General features: G+C 32.5%; 21 protein-coding genes and 1 pseudogene. 17 read left to right on the plus strand and 5 right to left on the minus strand.

All coding sequences use genetic code 11. The features are described from left to right. Positions 1-100: 100 nt before the first annotated feature. Entirely contained in the window at positions 101-1,753 is a 1,653-nt protein-coding gene (locus DT250_RS06315; RefSeq protein WP_149212797.1) for a M3 family oligoendopeptidase, read from the plus strand. 12 nt (positions 1,754-1,765) lie between these two features. Here DT250_RS06315 and DT250_RS06320 read toward each other — a convergent pair whose 3' ends face one another. Further along, positions 1,766-1,963: a DUF4017 family protein gene (locus DT250_RS06320; RefSeq protein ID WP_098047709.1), complete on the minus strand. Its 198-nt coding sequence runs from the start codon at positions 1,961-1,963 to the stop codon at positions 1,766-1,768. A gap of 161 nt (positions 1,964-2,124) precedes the next feature. On the opposite strand from DT250_RS06320, the gene DT250_RS06325 reads away from it, so the two are divergent. Then, positions 2,125-3,330 carry a peptide ABC transporter permease gene (locus DT250_RS06325; protein WP_149212798.1) on the plus strand — a complete coding sequence of 402 codons (1,206 nt, stop codon included), beginning with the start codon at positions 2,125-2,127 and terminating at the stop codon, positions 3,328-3,330. A 20-nt stretch (positions 3,331-3,350) separates the two neighbouring features. Then, a complete protein-coding gene (locus DT250_RS06330) occupies positions 3,351-3,800 on the plus strand; it encodes a DUF6884 domain-containing protein (protein ID WP_149212799.1) in 450 nt (149 codons plus the stop codon). A gap of 467 nt (positions 3,801-4,267) precedes the next feature. On the opposite strand, the gene DT250_RS06335 is transcribed toward DT250_RS06330, so the two are convergent. The 4 genes from DT250_RS06335 to DT250_RS31615 all read right to left on the minus strand — a co-directional run bounded on the left by DT250_RS06335 (position 4,268) and on the right by DT250_RS31615 (position 6,812). Continuing rightward, complete coding sequence (locus DT250_RS06335) at positions 4,268-4,720, minus strand: hypothetical protein (RefSeq protein WP_000877594.1); 453 nt, start codon at positions 4,718-4,720, stop codon at positions 4,268-4,270. A 138-nt stretch (positions 4,721-4,858) separates the two neighbouring features. Further along, a complete protein-coding gene (locus tag DT250_RS06340) occupies positions 4,859-5,215 on the minus strand; it encodes a hypothetical protein (RefSeq protein WP_000606238.1) in 357 nt (118 codons plus the stop codon). A gap of 129 nt (positions 5,216-5,344) precedes the next feature. Continuing rightward, positions 5,345-5,968: a hypothetical protein gene (locus tag DT250_RS06345; protein WP_048547385.1), complete on the minus strand. Its 624-nt coding sequence runs from the start codon at positions 5,966-5,968 to the stop codon at positions 5,345-5,347. A gap of 682 nt (positions 5,969-6,650) precedes the next feature. Continuing rightward, entirely contained in the window at positions 6,651-6,812 is a 162-nt protein-coding gene (locus DT250_RS31615; protein WP_000813318.1) for a hypothetical protein, read from the minus strand. Positions 6,813-7,096: 284 nt separating this feature from the next. On the opposite strand from DT250_RS31615, the gene recQ reads away from it, so the two are divergent. From recQ to DT250_RS06420, 14 genes and pseudogenes are all read left to right on the plus strand, one after another. Further along, a complete protein-coding gene (gene recQ, locus DT250_RS06350) occupies positions 7,097-9,214 on the plus strand; it encodes a DNA helicase RecQ (RefSeq protein WP_149212800.1) in 2,118 nt (705 codons plus the stop codon). Positions 9,215-9,240: 26 nt separating this feature from the next. Next, complete coding sequence (locus DT250_RS06355) at positions 9,241-9,624, plus strand: gamma-glutamylcyclotransferase family protein (protein ID WP_149212801.1); 384 nt, start codon at positions 9,241-9,243, stop codon at positions 9,622-9,624. A gap of 179 nt (positions 9,625-9,803) precedes the next feature. Next, positions 9,804-10,547: pseudogene (locus DT250_RS06360) on the plus strand (class I SAM-dependent methyltransferase). Positions 10,548-10,663: 116 nt separating this feature from the next. Continuing rightward, positions 10,664-12,739: a HelD family protein gene (locus DT250_RS06365; protein WP_149212802.1), complete on the plus strand. Its 2,076-nt coding sequence runs from the start codon at positions 10,664-10,666 to the stop codon at positions 12,737-12,739. Positions 12,740-12,821: 82 nt separating this feature from the next. Then, positions 12,822-13,154, plus strand: coding sequence for a DUF952 domain-containing protein (locus DT250_RS06370; RefSeq protein WP_048547376.1), 333 nt, complete (start codon positions 12,822-12,824; stop codon positions 13,152-13,154). Between the two features lie 169 nt (positions 13,155-13,323). Beyond that, complete coding sequence (locus DT250_RS06375) at positions 13,324-13,671, plus strand: PadR family transcriptional regulator (RefSeq protein ID WP_048547374.1); 348 nt, start codon at positions 13,324-13,326, stop codon at positions 13,669-13,671. Further along, complete coding sequence (locus DT250_RS06380) at positions 13,658-14,659, plus strand: HAAS signaling domain-containing protein (RefSeq protein WP_149212803.1); 1,002 nt, start codon at positions 13,658-13,660, stop codon at positions 14,657-14,659. The genes DT250_RS06375 and DT250_RS06380 overlap by 14 nt, the downstream gene beginning before the upstream one ends. A gap of 29 nt (positions 14,660-14,688) precedes the next feature. Beyond that, entirely contained in the window at positions 14,689-15,201 is a 513-nt protein-coding gene (locus tag DT250_RS06385; RefSeq protein WP_098856925.1) for a GNAT family N-acetyltransferase, read from the plus strand. A gap of 163 nt (positions 15,202-15,364) precedes the next feature. Further along, positions 15,365-15,736, plus strand: a complete 372-nt coding sequence (locus tag DT250_RS06390) for a hypothetical protein (protein WP_149212804.1) — start codon at positions 15,365-15,367, stop codon at positions 15,734-15,736. Positions 15,737-15,768: 32 nt separating this feature from the next. Further along, on the plus strand, positions 15,769-16,185 hold the full coding sequence (locus DT250_RS06395) for a GNAT family N-acetyltransferase (protein ID WP_149212805.1): 417 nt from the start codon (positions 15,769-15,771) through the stop codon (positions 16,183-16,185). Between the two features lie 285 nt (positions 16,186-16,470). After that, entirely contained in the window at positions 16,471-17,277 is an 807-nt protein-coding gene (locus tag DT250_RS06405; protein ID WP_149212806.1) for a GH25 family lysozyme, read from the plus strand. Positions 17,278-17,519: 242 nt separating this feature from the next. Continuing rightward, positions 17,520-17,924: a GNAT family N-acetyltransferase gene (locus DT250_RS06410; RefSeq protein WP_000288955.1), complete on the plus strand. Its 405-nt coding sequence runs from the start codon at positions 17,520-17,522 to the stop codon at positions 17,922-17,924. A 15-nt stretch (positions 17,925-17,939) separates the two neighbouring features. Continuing rightward, positions 17,940-18,293 (plus strand): MmcQ/YjbR family DNA-binding protein, encoded by a 354-nt coding sequence (locus DT250_RS06415; RefSeq protein ID WP_088063687.1) that lies wholly within the window; start codon positions 17,940-17,942, stop codon positions 18,291-18,293. Between the two features lie 21 nt (positions 18,294-18,314). Then, the gene (locus DT250_RS06420) at positions 18,315-19,022 is read left to right on the plus strand and encodes a class I SAM-dependent methyltransferase (RefSeq protein WP_149212807.1); all 708 of its coding nucleotides are present in this window, start codon (positions 18,315-18,317) and stop codon (positions 19,020-19,022) included. Positions 19,023-19,061 lie beyond the last annotated feature (39 nt).

Below are 19,061 nucleotides of genomic sequence, written 5' to 3' on the forward strand. Positions count from 1 at the left end.
AGTACAGATACACAGCAAGGACAAGTAGTCGGATTGGCTACTTGTCCTTTTCTATCTCTAAAAAACAGAAAATTAAAACTTTAAACCAGGAGGATTGTGTATGCTTAATGATTTGGAGAGTAAATTACAGTCACTTTTAGAGCGGAATATTACTTCTGTTTCAGAATTAGAGAGTTGGCTTTTGGATGAACTGCGTGTAACCGCTGAAATAGAAGAGGAGATAACAAGTAGTTTAATTGCCACGTATAGAGATACAAATGACAGAAATAAACGTAATTTACATATGTATAATCAAAATACAATTCAACCACTTTTAAAAAGATACAATGCGAAATTTGACCAGAAATTTAGAGAGTCTCCGTTTTCCGACTTATTAAATGAGCAGAAATACGGTTTTATGAAAAAAGCAAGATTGGTAAAAAGTAAAATGTTTAATGACAAGAACATTGCTCTTTCCATTAAAGAGCAAAAGCTTATTACGAAATATAGAGAAATAATGTCTAACATATTTATTAATTGGGAAGGAGAGCAAAAGACGTATGCATACGTAAAAGCAAAACTAGATAACCCCAATAGAGCTATTCGCGAAAAAGCTTGGTACGCTTTATGTGAAGCAAGAAGTATAGTGAAAATAGAAATAGATTGTATTATGAATGAACTCATACAATTGCGGAATGAGATCGCTTTAAATGCAGGATTTAATAATTATAGTGAGTATGCTTTTAAACAAAAAAATAGAGATTATAGTATTGAAGAGTGTTATAAGCTTCATGAATCTATAGAAAAGTATGTTGTACCAATATGGGAACAGTTGGGGATGCTTTCTAAAAACAATCTCGGTGTAAAAAAATATCGCCCTTGGGACCTTACTCCATGTAAATTACCAAAAGCTCCATTCCAAAATGCCATTGATTTATTGAATGGGGTGGAAGAAATATTTCGGAAGACAGATTTATATTTTTATGAGAAATTTATTCATATACGAAAAATGGGATTAATTGACGTAGAAGAACGTGAAAATAAAGCACCGGGAGCTGCTTGTTTTACCTTTCCTCATAGTAAAGAGGTTTTTGTGTATTCTAATTTTAGTCCATCATTTTATGCAATTAACGCGCTAATACATGAAGTGGGGCATGCAATTCATTTTTATAAACAATTTAACAATGATAGTACCATGCAAGAAAGATATCTTCGTGAAGAGGTGGCTGAGCTTTATTCCCTCGGTCTTGAGTTGGTAGTAATGGATAAGCTCAATATCTTTTATAAGCAAGAGGATGAATATAAAGAAGTACAGCGCGTACAATTATATCGTGCTTTGTCTTTGTTAATGTCGTCAGTTGCAGGAGATGTATTTCAGCACTGGCTCTATACAAATCCAAACCATACAACAGAAGAACGTGATACGAAATACGCTGAAGTATGTAAAAGGTATCAATATTCACCAGTCTATATTGTAGGATTAGAAGATGAAATCGGTGAAAGCTGGTTAGAGTCATTTCACTATATTCAGTTCCCTTTTTATCAAATTGAATACGCAATTGCACAAATAGGAGCAATGCAATTGTTTCAAATTTATCAGGAAAATCCACAAAAAGCGATTGCTTTCTTTAAAGAAGGAGCGAATGCAGATTGGAATTTATCCATACAAGAAATATATGAAAAAACAGGTGTCACGTTTGATTTTTCGGAAGAAAGGATAGAAAGTACTGCAAGTGTAATTTTTAATCTGATTAATGAATTAAAACAAGGATAGCAGTAGCTATCCTTATAACTGTTTGTTCGTAGATTTTTTCTTGTTTATATAAAATGTAATAATTGCAGTAATGAGGAAGATAGGTATAGCATACGCTTGCCCAACAAACAATTTCCAGCCAATATGATTATAGCCTTGAGATGTTGGAGCAATCATAGCGATTACGCAAACGATAATATAGAGTACTAGTGCAGGGATTATATTTTTCATTTGTTCACCCCCTTTTCATAAAATCATCACATGTATATTTACATAATACATTATAAATTGAGATAAGATATAGGTTTATCTAATATTTATGTGAATAAAAGGGTTGTTTTTAAGTGGAATAGAATAGGTGTATGTAGAATGATATAGGGGTGTTATATATAATGAACAATATATTAAATCGAATAAAGAAAGATATAAATATAGAATTATTGAATGGGCTATGGCCTGGTTTTAAGAGGGCTGCATTTGCATTATATAATGATGAGCATGTGTATGTATTTCATCATCCATTATATTTGAAAGATGATGGTGAGTATGCCGTTTTAAAGCGAGATGACCAATTTAAGGCTGATACATGTATCTTATTAAAAGATTATCCAACTGCCATCGTGAATATGAATAGGCATAAAGATTATGAAAGTTTACTTGCGATTGTGGTGCATGAACTTTTTCATTGCTATCAATATTTGAATAAAGAAAGTAGATTTCCAAATGAATCTCTAGGATTTCTATATCCTATATTAGAAGAAAATATACAATTGCGAAATAATGAACGAATGTGTTTATATGATGCTGTGCATTGTAAGTCACAAGCTGAGAAATATAATTATATTAAGCAATTTATTGAACTAAGAGAGCAAAGAACTAGTTTTATGAAAGAAGAGTTTATAACATATGAGTGTATGGTTGAAAGTATAGAGGGGCCTGCTTGGTATGTAGAAATGAACGCTTACAATGCAATATGTGAAAAGGAAGAAAGCGAAACATTACGAAAATATAGCGGATTTATTTTAGATGCATATGAAGCTAATTATAACATTAGGAAGAGCTGCTATAGCTCAGGAATGCTTTTATGTTTATTATTAGATGAAATCCTTCCTAACTGGAAAACGAGCTTCTTTAATAGTGATAAATCGTTATATGCCTTTTTAAAACAAAATATAAATGTGGATTTGAGTTTTAATAATGAAATTGCAATAAGTAAAGAAACGAAGCAAATCCTTCATTTTGTTCAAAACGAAAGAGACAAGGATTTTAAACAATTCTATAAAGAAAAAGGGTATCATCTGTATATTGTAGGTAATATGAAATTAAACATGTTTAATCCAATGAATGTAAATTTAAACGGAAATAAAGCATTACATAAAACCTTTTTAATTGTGAGTATACATAATAAAACATATATGATAGATCAACCTGTTTTAGCATCTTTTGAAGAAGATTTTAAAAATATGACACAAGTTCATATTATAATGAATGAAAAACCGATAAAAACAAATAATGGATGGAACGTAGTGGGTATTGGTGATATAGAAGCTGAATATGAAGAAGAAGAGAATTCTATATTTTTATATTTAAAAAATTAGAAGTGAGGTAAGAAATAACAATGAAGAGGTTATGCATAATTCCATGCGGAAAAAAGAAAATTTGGGATAAGTATCCAGATTACGGACCGATGGAGGCAAAAGAAGTATATATTAGTCCATTCGGAAAAGCATGTCAGGCATATGCAACTATGTTTTTCGAGAATTGGGTTATATTATCGGCGAAGCATGGATTTTTAAGACCAAATGATATTGTACTAGAAAACTATGATCTTGCCTTTGATTCAAAGAGCGATGAGATTATTAGCATGGAACAATTAAAACAACAGATGATTGAAAAAGACTTGCTTCAGTTTGATGAAATCGTTTTACTTGCAGGCAAGAAGCATAAGAAAGTAGTGACACAATTATATGCAGAAGAAATTATTACGTATCCGTTAGCAGGATGTAAAGGAATTGGATATATGTTACAGAGGTTGAAAGGGGCTGTGGGGGATGGGAAGGAATTATAGTTAACTATTTGTTTGAGCTTTTCAATTTATATATATTGTGAGCGAGAAGAAAGAAAATACATAGGAATTTAAAGCCCAACTATTGGGCTTTTTTTGTAGTAGTTCCTATAAATATATAAAGTACAACTAATAGAAAAGTATAACATTTATAACTATACTTATAAAACTAGAATATAGACTAGTAAACAAGCATTTTTACTCTTTTAAACATAGAATATGATGAATTCTATTTAGGAGGAGGCATATTTATGGGGAATCATTGTAATTGCAGACGTTCATTTTGGGATGATTTAATGTTCGGAAGATGTGGATGTAAATGCAGGGATTGTCACGAATGTCGTTGCAAAGAGAAACCGAAGTGTGATTGTGAAAAATGTAATTGTAAAGAGAAACCAAAATGTCATTGTAAACATGAAGGGTATTAATAATAAAAAAGAGTACGTTAAGTACTCTTTAATTTTCTAATGTTATATTCCATCTTGAACAGATTTTTTTACGATTTCCCACGAGTCTTGTTTTTTGATTTTTAAAGCAACATTAGTTCCGGTAGACTCCTTATAAAAGATATATCCATCGTTTGAGTTTACATATGCCAATGGTTCACCTATGCAATCTCGTGAACAAGATGTATTGATAATCTCAATTAAAGATAGTTCGCTCGGATCGGTTTTACTTGCATCTATAATAGTATCAACGTCTGTTTTACGGTAACCTTGTAAGTTTACATGGAAACTTTGTTCAATTTCACCTGTAATACTAGTATTCATTACTTCAACTGAAAGTTTCTTTTCTTGAAGAAATCCGTTTTCATAAAGTAATTTTGTATATCCAAGCCATCCAATTAAAACTAGCATAATAAATATACTAGATATTTTAAGTGTTCGAAGCCGTTTACTAACAATCGTTTCTGAGTATTTCATTTAGTTTAATCCTCCAATGTTTTTAATTAAAAGTATGCCTAGATACATACTTTTAGAAGAAGGATAGAAGTTAATGAGTTCTGGATTCAAAAAAGAAAGCATCCGAAGTTAGATGCTTTCTTTTTTTAGTATTTTTTGCTATCTGTTCGTTACTTGTTTCATAAGTGGCCTAATTTCTTTAACGGGTGGTTTTTTATCATAGGCATCAACGTAAGAGAAATAGTAATTTAAGTTTCTGAGAAGACCTTTTCCTATTTTAGCGCTCAAGAACGGAAATACTTGTCCAGTATAATCATCGAGAGATTTACAGTAATATTTTTCATCTAGATAAATACTGTATTTACATGTTAGTTCTACTAGTGAGTTCCCTTCATCATCAATTACTTCTTTAGAATCAATAATGTCTATTAATGCGAATTTTTCATTCAGATAAACTTTCTTCTTTTTCTCGTGTTTATTTGTGAGGATAAATACGAGACCAATGGCGTTAATCAAAAGATTTCCTCCTATAAAAAACGGATATTAATAAAATATATCGATATACGTTAAATGTAAAGAGGAGAGGTGAAATTTCATTGATAGAAAGTTTTATAAGCCGATTTGTTTTTTCAAATCGGCTTATTATTATTGAAACACTTGTGGGAATTGTTTTACGATTGCATTTGTTAGCATATCAGCCATTTCTAATGCTTCTTTTTCAATTTTATCGTATAGTTTTACGCTTGCTTCAAAATCTTTATTTAGGAAGGCAAGCGCTTCTGCTTTCGTAAGTGCTAAATGTTCATAAAACATTTTTCTGAATTCTTCTTTTTCTATATATGGGTTGATGCTAGTAAGAAACGCCACAATTTCATCACCATTAGCGTACCATTTTTTCTCTATAGCGGCAGCTGCATTTTGATCACCTGCTTTTGCGGCTTTAACTAGATCCGCTGCAATGACTAAGTGATCTTTAATTAGTGCACTATATTTTTTTACAGCATCTTCACCATAGAATGGTTCAAGTGACAGTCCCATATGTGTTGCATTTTGAAGAAGTCGCCCAACTGTAACGTTTACGTCTGGTAAATTAAAGACAATGCTAATAATAGCTAATCTCGTCCAAGCGACATGTTGTTCCCATAAAGAACGCATATAACCTTTTAAAAAGTTCTCGTTTTTACTAATTCGGTAATTACGTACAGATGTATCAAAGTGTACATAAGGGTTATGATAGGGGGAGTAATACGATTGCCAATAAGAATACATAAACGGTAACACTCCTTTGAACATGTATAACTCAAAGTATGATGGGAATTTATTTTTAGTTACGTGTCCTAAATTAATTTCAGAAATTGATATGGAAAAAGATGCAGAATTTTATTGTGGTATATACAAATAAAATGAATATAAAAATAAACAAGGCTCTGCAAGGGAAGTTGCAGAGCCTCAAAAGGGTATTGCCGAGATGTCGGACTCGACTAAGTAATGTTATCATAAAATTCTATTTAAAAAACCTGGTAAATGTGTCCAAATGAAAGTGGATCTTTAATAAAGTCAATGGGATCAGCTTCCCGCAGCAGATCCCGTTAACTAGATAATGTTGATGAGCAAAAACTCATCTGGAGTACTTTTATAGTAATAAGTGAAATTCGTTTTGTGTATTGAGAAAAAAAGAATTACTTCAATAAATGTTAAGAACTTATATTTTACATCTCGTTACTATTATCATTTGTTGTGAGTGGAGTATGGTTATAAAATAGAGAAAAGATATACAAGTGTATCTAAAAGTGTACTGAAATGTATAATAATCAAAAAAGACCTGCTTTTATAAGCAGGTCAACTTAAGGGGTTTATCCAACAGAATATTTCATATGATAACAGCTGTATTATAGTAAGTCTATAAGGTATATATTGAGAAAATTATTATGGATAATATATCACATACACATTAACGTTTAAAAAGTTGAGAAAGAAAATGGAAAAGCTTTCTATAAGAAAATAATGGCTGGTATTTATAATACGATTCATATTTCCACGCATCATGATTCGAAAATTGGAGTTGGTTCGGTACTGTTTTCTGCTTGATGGAACTAATATTCTGCTGCTTCATATAGTAACCTCCTGAATTCATATGTATAAGATTAGTAGTATTCAAGGAAGAGTAATAAAATGTATATTTATTTTGTAATTCATTTTATATGTGCTTTATTTATGTTTTAAAATTTATAAACATAAATAGCCATTAAAACACCGTTGTTAAACAACCTTTAAAACGTAGAAAAGCATAAAAAATGAAAAAGCAAGCTGTTAGTCATGTATTCATCACTTTCATGACGCATAAGTGATGATATAATAGGAATAGATGAAAGATATAGAAAAGCAGGTGACTCTTTTTTGTTTACAAAAGCACAAGAACTTTTAGCGTCTTATTTCGGTTATTCGTCATTCCGAAGAGGACAAGATGAAACAATTAAAAATGTATTAGATGGGAAAGATACGGTTTGTATTATGCCTACGGGTGGTGGTAAGTCAATTTGTTATCAAATTCCCGCATTAGTATTCGAAGGAACGACATTAGTTATTTCACCCTTGATTTCACTTATGAAAGACCAAGTAGATACATTAGTACAAAACGGTATTTCAGCTACTTATATTAATAGTTCTATTTCAATTACAGAAGCGAATCAACGCATTCAATTAGCGAAACAAGGACATTATAAGTTACTTTATGTAGCGCCTGAGCGTCTTGATTCAATGGAGTTTGTTGACCAACTTATCGATATGAAAATCCCGATGATTGCAATTGATGAGGCGCACTGTATTTCGCAGTGGGGACATGATTTCCGTCCAAGTTATTTACATATACATCGCATACTAGATTATCTTCCAGAAAAGCCGCTTGTATTAGCTTTAACTGCGACGGCAACACCACAAGTTCGTGAAGATATTTGCAACACGCTTGGAATTAATCAAGAAAATACGATTATGACAACGTTTGAGCGCGAGAACTTATCATTTACTGTTATTAAAGGACAAGATCGTAATGCATATTTAGCGGATTATATTCGTCAAAATCAAAAGGAATCTGGGATTATATATGCCGCTACTAGAAAAGTAGTTGATCAGTTGTATGAAGATTTAATGAAAGCGGGAGTTTCGGTATCAAAATACCATGCTGGTATGAGTGATACCGATCGAAATGAGCAGCAAGAACTCTTTTTACGTGATGAAGTGAGTGTAATGGTAGCGACATCTGCATTCGGGATGGGGATTGATAAATCGAATATTCGTTACGTTATCCATTATCAACTGCCAAAAAACATGGAAAGTTATTACCAAGAAGCAGGACGTGCTGGACGTGACGGATTAGATAGTGCGTGTATATTGCTATATTCTTCTCAGGATGTGCAAGTACAGCGCTTTTTAATTGATCAATCGACAGGTGAATCTCGATTTTCAAATGAACTTGAAAAACTGCAAAATATGACTGATTATTGTCATACAGAACAATGTTTACAATCATTTATTTTGCAATACTTTGGAGAAGAACCGAAAGAAGATTGTGGCCGCTGCGGAAATTGTACGGACGACCGGGAAAGTATCGATGTGACGAGAGAATCACAAATGGTTCTATCTTGCATGATTAGAACGAACCAACGATTTGGAAAACAAATGATTGCACAAGTTTTAACTGGTTCGAAAAATAAGAAAGTTATTGAATTCAATTTTCATACTTTACCAACATACGGGTTACTATCAAATCGTAGTGTAAAAGAAGTTAGTGAATTTATTGAGTTTCTAATTTCAGATGAGTTAATTGCAGTAGAACATGGTACGTATCCGACATTAAAAGTTACGGAAAAAGGGAAAGAAGTATTATTAGGTAAAGAGAATGTTTTACGTAAAAAACGAGTAGAGACAAGACAAATTGTTCAAGATCATCCTTTATTTGAAGTACTTCGCGAAGTACGTAAAGAAATTGCGCAAGGAGAAGGTGTACCTCCATTCGTTATTTTCTCTGATCAAACGTTGAAGGATATGTGTGCAAAAATGCCACAAAGTGACTCTGAACTTTTAACTGTGAAAGGGATCGGCGAACATAAACTTGTGAAGTATGGTTCTCACTTCTTACAAGCAGTTCAGCACTTTATTAAGGACAATCCAAACTATGCTGAAACAGTTAAAACAGAAGTGGTGACAGAGCGGAAAAAGTCAGGGAAAGCTTCAGCAAATTCTCATTTAGAAACGTATGAAATGTATAAACAAGGCATTGATCTAGATGAAATTGCGAAAGAACGTGGCTTATCAAGACAAACAATTGAAAATCATTTAATTCGCTCTTTTGAAGATGGAATGGAAATAGACTGGAACAGTTTTGTTCCTGCAGAATATGAATCACTGATTGAAACTGCCGTGCAAAATGCAGAAGGTGGTCTGAAATCAATTAAGGAACAACTTCCAAATGAAGTGAGTTACTTTATGATTCGTGCATATTTACAATTTAGAAAGTAGAGATATATAAAGGGGATAGTGGATATATGTATCACGTTTTCGTGTATGGCACATTAAGAAAAGAGCAAACGAATGCTCATTTTATGCAAGGTGCAATATGCATCGCAGACGGAGCATGGACGTATGGTAAATTATTTGATACAAACGAGGGGTATCCGGCAATGATTTGTTCAAATGAGGACAAAGTATACGGAGAAGTTTATGAGGTAAATGAGGTTGTTCTGCAAAAATTAGATGAACTTGAAGAATATACAGGTAATGCAGAAAGTGATTTATATGACCGAATCACCGAAACGATTTATTTAGGAGATAGAGAAATACGTGCATTTGTGTATGTCGCTCAAGATAAAGAGATGTTAAAGAAAGTTATCATTTCTGGTGATTGGGTAGAGTATCAACAAGAAAAATAATAGCAGCCATAGAGCAGATAGTGGGATCATTCATTATCTGCTTTTTATATTGTTACTTTAAAAATTCTTATTATTTTGATAAAATTGTAAATATAGAGAATAATAACCTTTTTTCATGGGTGTCAGAAATTTAGTTTCTCACCTGTAGAAGAAAAATCTATTGCAGGAGGAGAATAATAATGAATGAATTAGATGTGAGAGAATTTTACGAAAAACAATTCGAACTATCCAATTACGATATTAATACAGAAAGCTGGTTAGAACAGGTTGCGAAAGAAGTTCAAGAACAAATTGGACATCCATTTCAGTCAATGTTAGAACTAGGAGCAGGAAATGGTTGATTTGCAAGGGCGATGTCTAAGTTACAAGTAAAAATGACTACTGTTGAACTTGTACCAGAGTTAGTTACGTTTGCAAAAGAGCATTCTACTAATGATATTGTTATTCATTGCGCTGACTTTTATAAAATTAATTTTGAAGAAAAGTTTGATGTTGTTAGTTATTTAGACGGATTTGGTGTAGGATCAGATGATGAGCAATTGATTCTATTAAAACGGATTAAAAACTGGATGAAGGATGATGGATGTGCACTTATTGATATTTATCAACCACTTTATTGGAAAAAGGTAAGTGGACAAGAAATGTCTTTAAGCTCAGCTATGCGAAAATACGAATATGATCGTATAAATGAAAGAATGTTAGATCATTGGTGGCATCCTAAAAATCAAAATGATATAGTTACACAGTCTTTACGATGTTATACGGTAGATGAGATTAGTAATCTATGTGCTGAAGCTGGTTTAAGTATTGTAGGATTCTTCCCAGGAGGCGCATATGATTTTGAAAAAGAGAAATATAAAGAATTAACAACTTTAAATGAATGTTTGGCGTATCGAATTAAAGTAAAGAAGAGTAGGGATTAATCTCTACTCTTCTTTATTTTAGAAAATTCTTACTAAAACTATTGACTTTATAAATGGATTTTTAATACAATTGTATTTCGACTGAAAAATTAGAACGGACAGGAGGGAATCATCAAATGAACAACATTTTTGAAGAAGAGTTACAAAGGATGAAAGATACATTACGTACGATGGATGATCAATTAGAACAGCTTGAAAACATTCCGGTTTATTATGGAGATGATTTTAAAGAACAAATTCTAGAAAGTATGAGAGAATCTAATAGGCAAAATTTACGTATCGGTGTACAAGAACCATACTTTGGAAGATTAGATTTTCAAGAGGACGGCAAGAAAGATGTTATGCCGATCTACATCGGTAAAGTAGGTGTTTCACATAAAGACACAATGAAACCCATTGTAATAGATTGGCGGGCACCTGTTGCAAGTATGTTTTATTCATTTACCGGCGGTGATGAATTAGCGTTTTATCAATCTCCAGACGGATTAGTAGAAGGTGATGTGTATTTAAAGCGAAACATCTCTATTCGAAAAAGAGAACTAGAACGTGTTGTTGATACATATGTAAAAGGAAATGAAGATGTCTCACATGCCGATGATTTTCTTCTATATCGATTAGGTGAGAATAAAGATAATAAACTAAAGGATATTGTTTCGACAATACAATCGGAGCAAAACGATATTATTCGTGCGGAAAGAAACTTACCATTATTAATTCAAGGGGTTGCAGGAAGCGGAAAAACAACGATCGCTTTACATCGCCTTGCTTTTTTAATTTATGAATATCGTGAACAATTAGAAGCTGAGAGAATGATTGTATTCGCTCCGAATAGTCTGTTTTTAGACTATATTTCGAGTGTGCTTCCTGAATTAGGTGTAGGGAATATTAGTCAAACAACATTTCCAGATTGGGCATTACGTACGTTAGATGATTCTGTGAAACTAAAGCAAACAGAAGAAAAGTTGAAAGAAGCCTTTTCTATTAATCGTGATGAAGAAAAGGTTATGCTCGGTAAATTGAAAGGCACGCTGGAATTTAAGTCCTTTATTGAAGAGAGAATGGTTCAATTTGAAAAAGAATTAATACCAACAAGTGATTTTGAGGCATGGGACAAAGCTATTATTCCAGTAGAAGACATAAAAAAATGGATGCAAGTTGAATATAAACATTATCCATTAAAGAAAAGAAGAGAAAGATTAGTCGGCCGAATGAAGCGCTGGATTGAAATTGAACTGAAAAAGTATGGAGAAACAAACGAGAAGAAATTATTAAAAAAAGAAGCGACAAAGAGATTGAACACATATATGAAGTTTTGGCCGAAAATGAGCCCACTTTCACTTTATAGTTCAATTTTGAAAAGTAAAGAAATACTCGAAGTATTGCCTGAAGAACTTGTGAAAGAAACTGAAAAGAGTTGTCGTAAAAAAGAAGTGTATGTAGAAGATTTACCAGCTTTAATTTACTTACATCACCGCATAACAGGTATTGAAATCGGACAGAAATTCCATCACGTCGTTATTGATGAAGCACAAGATTTCTCACCATTCCAAGTGTATGTATTAAAAGAAATTACACTAGGTAATTCTTTCACTATATTAGGTGATTTATCTCAAGCAATTTATGATTATCAAGGGATTGAAGATTGGGGTGCTTTTAAGGAAGTATTCCAAGAAACAGGTTATTATGAACTGACGAGAAGTTATCGTTCTACAAAAGAAATTATAGAATTTGCGAACGAAATAATTAAAAACGCAGAGATTCCAGTTGGGCTCGCAACACCAGTTTTTCGCAGTGGTGAAAATGTTAAGGTAATCCATGCAGAAGATCAATTTAATGAGATTATGAAGACGTTTAAACATCTACAAAACGAAGATGTGAAAACAATTGCGATAATAGGAAGAACAGAAGATGAATGTCGCGATATATATGAGAAATTAACAAAAGCAGGATTGGCCGTAAACGTCATTGAAGCAGATCAAAGTAAATATGAAGGTGGTATTTCAGTAGTACCTGTATACTTGGCAAAAGGGCTAGAATTTGATGCGGTTCTATTAATCGATGTTGATGAAGAACATTATAAAAATATGAAACGTGATGCGAAGTTACTATATGTCGGATGTACAAGGTCACTTCATGATTTATGGATTTTCCATAGCGGGGAAGCATCGCCTTTAATTAAAGGAATAAAATAAATATGAAAAACAAGAGGCGTTTCTAGTAACAAAAAGAAGAACCTCTTGTTTTTCTATATAAAGACATGGAGAGAAAATAACAATGATCACAAAAGTAATAACAAAAAGAAATTGGGAAATCGCAAAGATAAATGGAGAAATTAATGAAACTTCACTAAAAGAAGAAGGATTTATTCATTGTTCATTTTTAAAACAAGCTTTAGAAGTTGCTGAAAAATATTTTAGTCATGAAGAAGATGTTTTATTACTTACAATTGATCCATCATTAATAAAAGCAGAAATAAAATATGAACTTGCTTTTAACGGTCAAGAATATCCGCATGTATACGGAGTAATTCATATTGAATCAGTTGTAAATGTTACCCCATTTATTAAAGAAAAAGGAGAGTTTATATTACAAGAGGTACAAAATTAAAATTGTTATAAGCATTTAAATTAGCCAGAAAAGCACAAAATATATAGTTTGTGCTTTTTTATTTTCTATTTTTTGTAAATACGTATTGTTTTTATCACATTAATACTGTACGATACATAGTATAAAACACATACTGTATGACATATAGTAATGAAAATGAGGTGAGTGAATGGATGCTTTATTAAATTCGTTAATTACTGAACTAAGAAGAGGTACATTAACATTAGCGGTTTTAAGCCAGTTAAGAACACCGCAGTATGGGTATTCACTTGTCCAATTATTGGAGCAATCAGGGATTACAATCGATCAAAGTACGTTATATCCACTACTTCGCCGATTAGAAAAGCAGGAGCTAGTGACGAGTAGTTGGGATAAAACGGAGAGTAGACCGCGTAAGTATTATATTTTAAGTGAATACGGATTAGAGATATTTTTGCAGTTGAAAAAGGAATGGATAAAGGATTCGAAAGAACTTTATAAATTATTAAAGGAGGAGGACAAGAATGAATTTGATTGATATTTACGTCGAGGAAGTAGCGAAGAGATTACCTGAAAAAAATCGTGAAGATATTATTCTTGAACTACGGTCAACAATCGAGGATATGTTACCTGATGATTATAATGAAGATGATGAAAAAAGAGTTCTTGAAAAATTGGGGAGTCCAGTTTCATTGGCAAATGGGTATTTAGATAGGCCGATGTATTTAATTGGACCACGTTATTTTGATGTATATACGACATTATTAAAAATGATCATACCGATTGCAGCTGTTATCGCACTCATTGCAATGGTTGCAGAAAATTTTGTAGGATATGATGGTGAGCAAGCGGTATTAAATGTTATTTTAAATCTGATAGGTAAAGGAATTGGGGAAATTATCGAAGTAGGCCTCCATGTATTTTTCTGGTTGACACTTGTATTTGCAATTTTAGAAAGAACAGATAAAGATAAAGGTACCCAACCGTTGACGACAAGTTTAAAAAAGTGGACGCCTGATGATTTGAAAAATACTTCGTATATTCCAAAGAAAAAGTCGATCTCAAAGTTCGAAGTATTTGGCGGGTTAATGTGGACGGCAATATGGGCAACACTTTATTTTTATGCGAACCATCTTGTAGGTGTATATCATGGTACAGAAAGCGGATTGAAGTTTGTCGCGGCAACTTTTAATCAAGAGGTGTTACTTCAGTATTGGCCAATCGTTGTAATTGTGATTGTGTTTGAACTAGGTATATCTCTTTATAAGTTAGTACAAGGACAATGGACGAAAAAGCTGGCAATCGGGAATGCTATTCTTCAAATAGTTGGAACAATAGTATTCATTGTAATTATAGTAAATCCGCACTTATTTAATGAAGGATTTATTACGTATGTGGCAAATGTGTTTACTACTTCTCCAGAGGAAGTTAAAAAGTGGTTAATTGGTGGAGGTATTATCATTTACATTTTGTCTGCTGCGTTAAATATATTTGATAGTTTCCGAAAAGCTCGTATTCGTATATAGGAGTGAAATTAGAGGAAAGGAAGAAAGTGATGATAAGGGAAGCAAGGAAACAAGATGTCACATACATTTTAGATATTTATAATGATGCTATATTGAATACAACAGCCGTCTATACGTATAAACCTGTAACCCTTGAAAATAGAATAGATTGGTATGAACAAAAAAAGGCTAACGGCTATCCGATTTTAGTATGTGAATTAGATAATAAAATAGTAGGATTTGCGACATTTGGCCCGTTTAGAGCTTGGCCTGCCTATAAATATTCAATTGAGCATTCTGTGTACGTTCATAAGGAATGTAGAAAAAATGGGATAGGAACTTCATTAATGAAAGCATTGATCACAGTTGCAAAAGAAAGGGAATATATGACCTTAATTGCTGGAATTGATGCAGAAAATGAGAAAAGCATTGCCTTACATGAAAACTATGGATTTGTTCATGCAGGGACAATTAAGAAGGCTGGTTATAAGTTTAATAGGTGGTTAGATTTAGCTTTTTATCAATTGGAGCTTAATGGTCCTAAAAAGCCTACGGAAGAGTAAATGTTTGCGTTATGCGAATTATGTATTTTAGAAAGGTAGCATGGGGAAATTTCATGCTATCTTTTTTATTGTATGCATAAATATCATGTAACAAAAAAGGTTTTTAATATTCTATATCGAAATTTAAGAATGTGATAAAACAATATAAAAAGAGGTATGAAAATTGAAACGAAACTTAAAAACTTCAACAATTATCATATTAATTTTAACAATTATCGCTTTGGAAGTTGGAATCGCGATTTATGATCATAATCTGTCATTAGATACGATTTACTTTGCAGCAATCCTCATTTGTATAGTATTGCTTTTTGGCACACGTATTTCTAAAGAGAAAGAAAGTACATCGAAACAGAGAGGAAGCAAAACAGCTCTTATATTTTGGCCATCTATTTTATTGTCTATCGCTAGTTTTGCAATTATAAGTTATATAAGAATAGGCTATGTTTCAGTGCCAAGGATAATTGGTTTTTCATGCTTTGTTACTTATGGTGGATTCGTGTTTATTACTATTTTAAAGAGAAAAAATAAAAATTAAAGATAGCTTACTAAGTTGAAATGGAGAAATATATGAAACACATAGAGAATGGTACTCGTACTGAAGGAGAGTACATAAAAAATAAAGTAATTCAATATAACATGTCGATTTTAAGGGATGAAGCAAAACAGCCGATGGAGCAAGTAAGTTTTGTAGTAAAAGATGAGGATGGAAAAATATTTGGTGGGGTAACAGGAACGATGTATTTTTATCATCTTCATATAGATTTTTTATGGGTTGATGAAACAGTTCGTCATGATGGTTATGGCAGTCAACTGTTACATAAAATCGAAGACATCGCGAAGGAAAAAAGGTGTAGATTAATATTATTAGATTCATTTAGTTTTCAAGCACCAGATTTTTATAAAAAGCACGGCTACCGAGAATATGGTGTTGTTGAAGATCATCCTAAAGGACATAGTCAACACTTTTTAGAGAAGCGGTTATAGTAATAGTATTCGTGCTCTAGAAGAAAAATTGATTTTAAAAGCATCACCAAACAAGGTGATGCTATTTTAATTTTAAAGCAACTACTCAAGCTGATGTAATTATGGGGACAAATAGTACGATTCGTATAGCTATGATTTTCTTTTTTAATGGAAATGAGTTACTGTCTTTGTAGAAGACACTTGTCGTATTTACTATATGTACTAGCAAATACTATTGAATTTTTAGGAGAGGAAGAGCAATAAGACGAGCTCTGAATATAATACTAATAAAGGAGGTGTTAAGCAATGGGTTACATTGTAGATATTTCAAAATGGAACGGTAACATTAACTGGGATGTAGCCGCTCCACAACTAGATTTCGTAATTGCTAGGGTACAAGATGGATCAAATTATGTAGATCCTTTATATAAAAATTATGTCCAAGCAATGAAAACTAGAAATATTCCATTTGGTAACTATGGATTCTGTCGCTTTATTTCAATTGCTGATGCGAAGAAGGAAGCGCAAGATTTTTGGAATCGCGGTGATAAGAGTGCTACAGTTTGGGCTGCTGACGTAGAAGTGAAAACAATGGATGATATGAGAGCTGGTACACAAGCTTTTATCGACGAGTTACGCCGATTAGGTGCTAAGAAAGTTGGCTTATATGTTGGGCATCATGTATATGAGCCTTTCGGTATGGCGAACGTAAAAAGTGATTTTTTATGGATTCCTAGGTATGGCGGTAATAAACCAGCATATCCTTGTGATATTTGGCAATACACTGAGACGGGTAATGTACCAGGTATCGGTAAATGTGATTTAAACCAATTGATAGGAAATAAGCCCCTTTCTTGGTTTACTGAATCGGTACCAAAACAAGAAAACATACAAGCACAAGTTTCTAAACAAAATATTATTCAATCTGGAGCCTTTTCACCTCATGAAACTCCAGGTGTTATGGGAGCATTAACTTCTTTAAAAATGACTGCTACCTTCATTTTACAATCAGACGGTTTAACGTATTTTGTTTCCAATCCAACTAGCGATGCGCAATTAAGCGGTATGAAAGGTTGGCTTGATCGGAAAGGTTGGTGGTATGGAATTAAATAAAGATAAAAGCCGTCCTATTGGGCGGTTTTTATCATTAGCCAACTTAATATATTACGTGCTATTTTTAATATAGAAGAAATAGGAAAGGATGAGAGAGAGACTGTTTATATTGCAATTGTAATATCTATATTATAAATTAATTTTACAATGGGTTTAATAACCGGTTGGATTCAATAGCTTATATTGAAGGAAGTAAAGTAAGACAAAATAAATATAATGAGTAATTTGATGGGAGAAAGAAAATGTACACGTATAAATTGCAACATGAACAACCAATCTGCGTAGGCAAAATAAAAAAACTTTATGACTCTGTCGGTTGGTGGCCAGAAAGAAAAGAAATCGATATTCAAAAAATGTTAAAGCATAGTATAGCAATTGGAGTATGGGAAGAAAATGAATTAATCGGATTTGCTAGAGTTGTTTCTGATGGTGTTTTTCGAGCGTACATAGAAGATGTTGTTGTGCATGAGATTGTAAGAAATAAAGGGATTGGGGAGAAGATGCTTACAATGTTACTTCAAGAAATATCTCATGTTCATATTGTTAGTCTATTTTGTGGAGAGAAATTAATAAAGTTTTATGGTGAACACCAATTTCAAGCGACGAAACAAATTGTAATGCATCGTAATCAAATAGTGAAAGAATAAGAGGTGCAAAGTAAAATGAATGCAACAAGAACATATTGTTTATCAAAAAGAAAAGCGACTGAAGATTCTCCTGATGGTTGGAATGCAACATGTATGAGGCTTAATAATAAAATATTTGCGATAATAAACCATGAAGAAGGAGAAAAAGCTGCGATTACATTAAAATGTGATCCAGAACTTGCATTAAGATTAAGAGAAGAGTATCCAGAAGCAATCATTCCCGGGTATCATATGAATAAAAAACATTGGAATACAGTGTATATACATAAAGATGTAGAGCAAGAGCAAATTAATAAGATGATTGATTGGTCATATGATTTAGTTCTACAATCATTTTCAAAGAAAAAGCAGCAAGAGTTATTAGATTAATATGTATAAGGGGTGGAAGTAATGAAAGACACGATCAAAGATACATATGATAAATTAGCGAGTACATATAAAGAAAATCTAGACTTGGCAAATCCATATAACAGTTATTATGAAAGACCAGCGATGATGGAGATGATTCCAAAGAATTTAGAAGGGAAGAGTATATTAGATGCTGGATGTGCAGCTGGATGGTATACTACTCAATTTGTAGAAAGGGGAGCAAATGTTACTGCAATTGACGTAAGTTCTGAAATGGTAAAAGCTGCAAAGGAAAGTACGGGTAATAAAGCAACGTTTCTTTGTCATGATTTGCAAGAAGTATTACCATCTGAAGATAATGCTTTTGATGTTATTGTAAGTTCGTTAACGCTTCATTACTTAGAAAATTGGGATAAAGTATTTCAGGAGTTTCATCGAGTATTGAAGCCAGGTGGCGAATTTATATACTCCATTCATCATCCTTTTATGGATTTTACAAAGTTTACTAGTGAAAATTATTTCGAAAAACAATTATTAGTAGATACTTGGGTTAAACCAAATATTACAATAGAAGTTAGCTTTTTTAGAAGATCACTCCAAGACATAATTAATGAAACAACAAATTATTTTGTGTTAGATAAAATGGTGGAACCGAGGCCGGTTGAAAAAATGAGAGAAGTAAATGAAACATCATATCATTATCTAAATACAAATCCACATTTTCTTATTATGAAAGCCATTAAAAAATAGGTAGTAAAATAATTATATTTTACTACCTATTTACAGTTT

Origin of the sequence: Bacillus sp. AR2-1 (assembly GCF_008368755.1) — a bacterium.
Lineage (GTDB): Bacteria > Bacillota > Bacilli > Bacillales > Bacillaceae_G > Bacillus_A > Bacillus_A wiedmannii.

Bases quoted from the DNA above. Each gene is read 5' to 3' on its own strand.
- DT250_RS06375 (WP_048547374.1), top strand. From the start codon at position 13,324: ATGGATGCTTTATTAAATTCGTTAATTACTGAACTAAGAAGAGGTACA.
- DT250_RS31615 (WP_000813318.1), bottom strand. From the start codon at position 6,812: ATGAAGCAGCAGAATATTAGTTCCATCAAGCAGAAAACAGTACCGAAC.
- DT250_RS06325 (WP_149212798.1), top strand. From the start codon at position 2,125: ATGAACAATATATTAAATCGAATAAAGAAAGATATAAATATAGAATTA.
- DT250_RS06370 (WP_048547376.1), top strand. From the start codon at position 12,822: ATGATCACAAAAGTAATAACAAAAAGAAATTGGGAAATCGCAAAGATA.
- DT250_RS06365 (WP_149212802.1), top strand. From the start codon at position 10,664: ATGAACAACATTTTTGAAGAAGAGTTACAAAGGATGAAAGATACATTA.
- DT250_RS06385 (WP_098856925.1), top strand. From the start codon at position 14,689: ATGATAAGGGAAGCAAGGAAACAAGATGTCACATACATTTTAGATATT.
- DT250_RS06345 (WP_048547385.1), bottom strand. From the start codon at position 5,968: ATGTATTCTTATTGGCAATCGTATTACTCCCCCTATCATAACCCTTAT.
- DT250_RS06405 (WP_149212806.1), top strand. From the start codon at position 16,471: ATGGGTTACATTGTAGATATTTCAAAATGGAACGGTAACATTAACTGG.
- DT250_RS06410 (WP_000288955.1), top strand. From the start codon at position 17,520: ATGTACACGTATAAATTGCAACATGAACAACCAATCTGCGTAGGCAAA.
- DT250_RS06315 (WP_149212797.1), top strand. From the start codon at position 101: ATGCTTAATGATTTGGAGAGTAAATTACAGTCACTTTTAGAGCGGAAT.
- DT250_RS06420 (WP_149212807.1), top strand. From the start codon at position 18,315: ATGAAAGACACGATCAAAGATACATATGATAAATTAGCGAGTACATAT.
- DT250_RS06395 (WP_149212805.1), top strand. From the start codon at position 15,769: ATGAAACACATAGAGAATGGTACTCGTACTGAAGGAGAGTACATAAAA.
- DT250_RS06355 (WP_149212801.1), top strand. From the start codon at position 9,241: ATGTATCACGTTTTCGTGTATGGCACATTAAGAAAAGAGCAAACGAAT.
- DT250_RS06380 (WP_149212803.1), top strand. From the start codon at position 13,658: ATGAATTTGATTGATATTTACGTCGAGGAAGTAGCGAAGAGATTACCT.
- DT250_RS06415 (WP_088063687.1), top strand. From the start codon at position 17,940: ATGAATGCAACAAGAACATATTGTTTATCAAAAAGAAAAGCGACTGAA.
- DT250_RS06335 (WP_000877594.1), bottom strand. From the start codon at position 4,720: ATGAAATACTCAGAAACGATTGTTAGTAAACGGCTTCGAACACTTAAA.
- DT250_RS06320 (WP_098047709.1), bottom strand. From the start codon at position 1,963: ATGAAAAATATAATCCCTGCACTAGTACTCTATATTATCGTTTGCGTA.
- DT250_RS06330 (WP_149212799.1), top strand. From the start codon at position 3,351: ATGAAGAGGTTATGCATAATTCCATGCGGAAAAAAGAAAATTTGGGAT.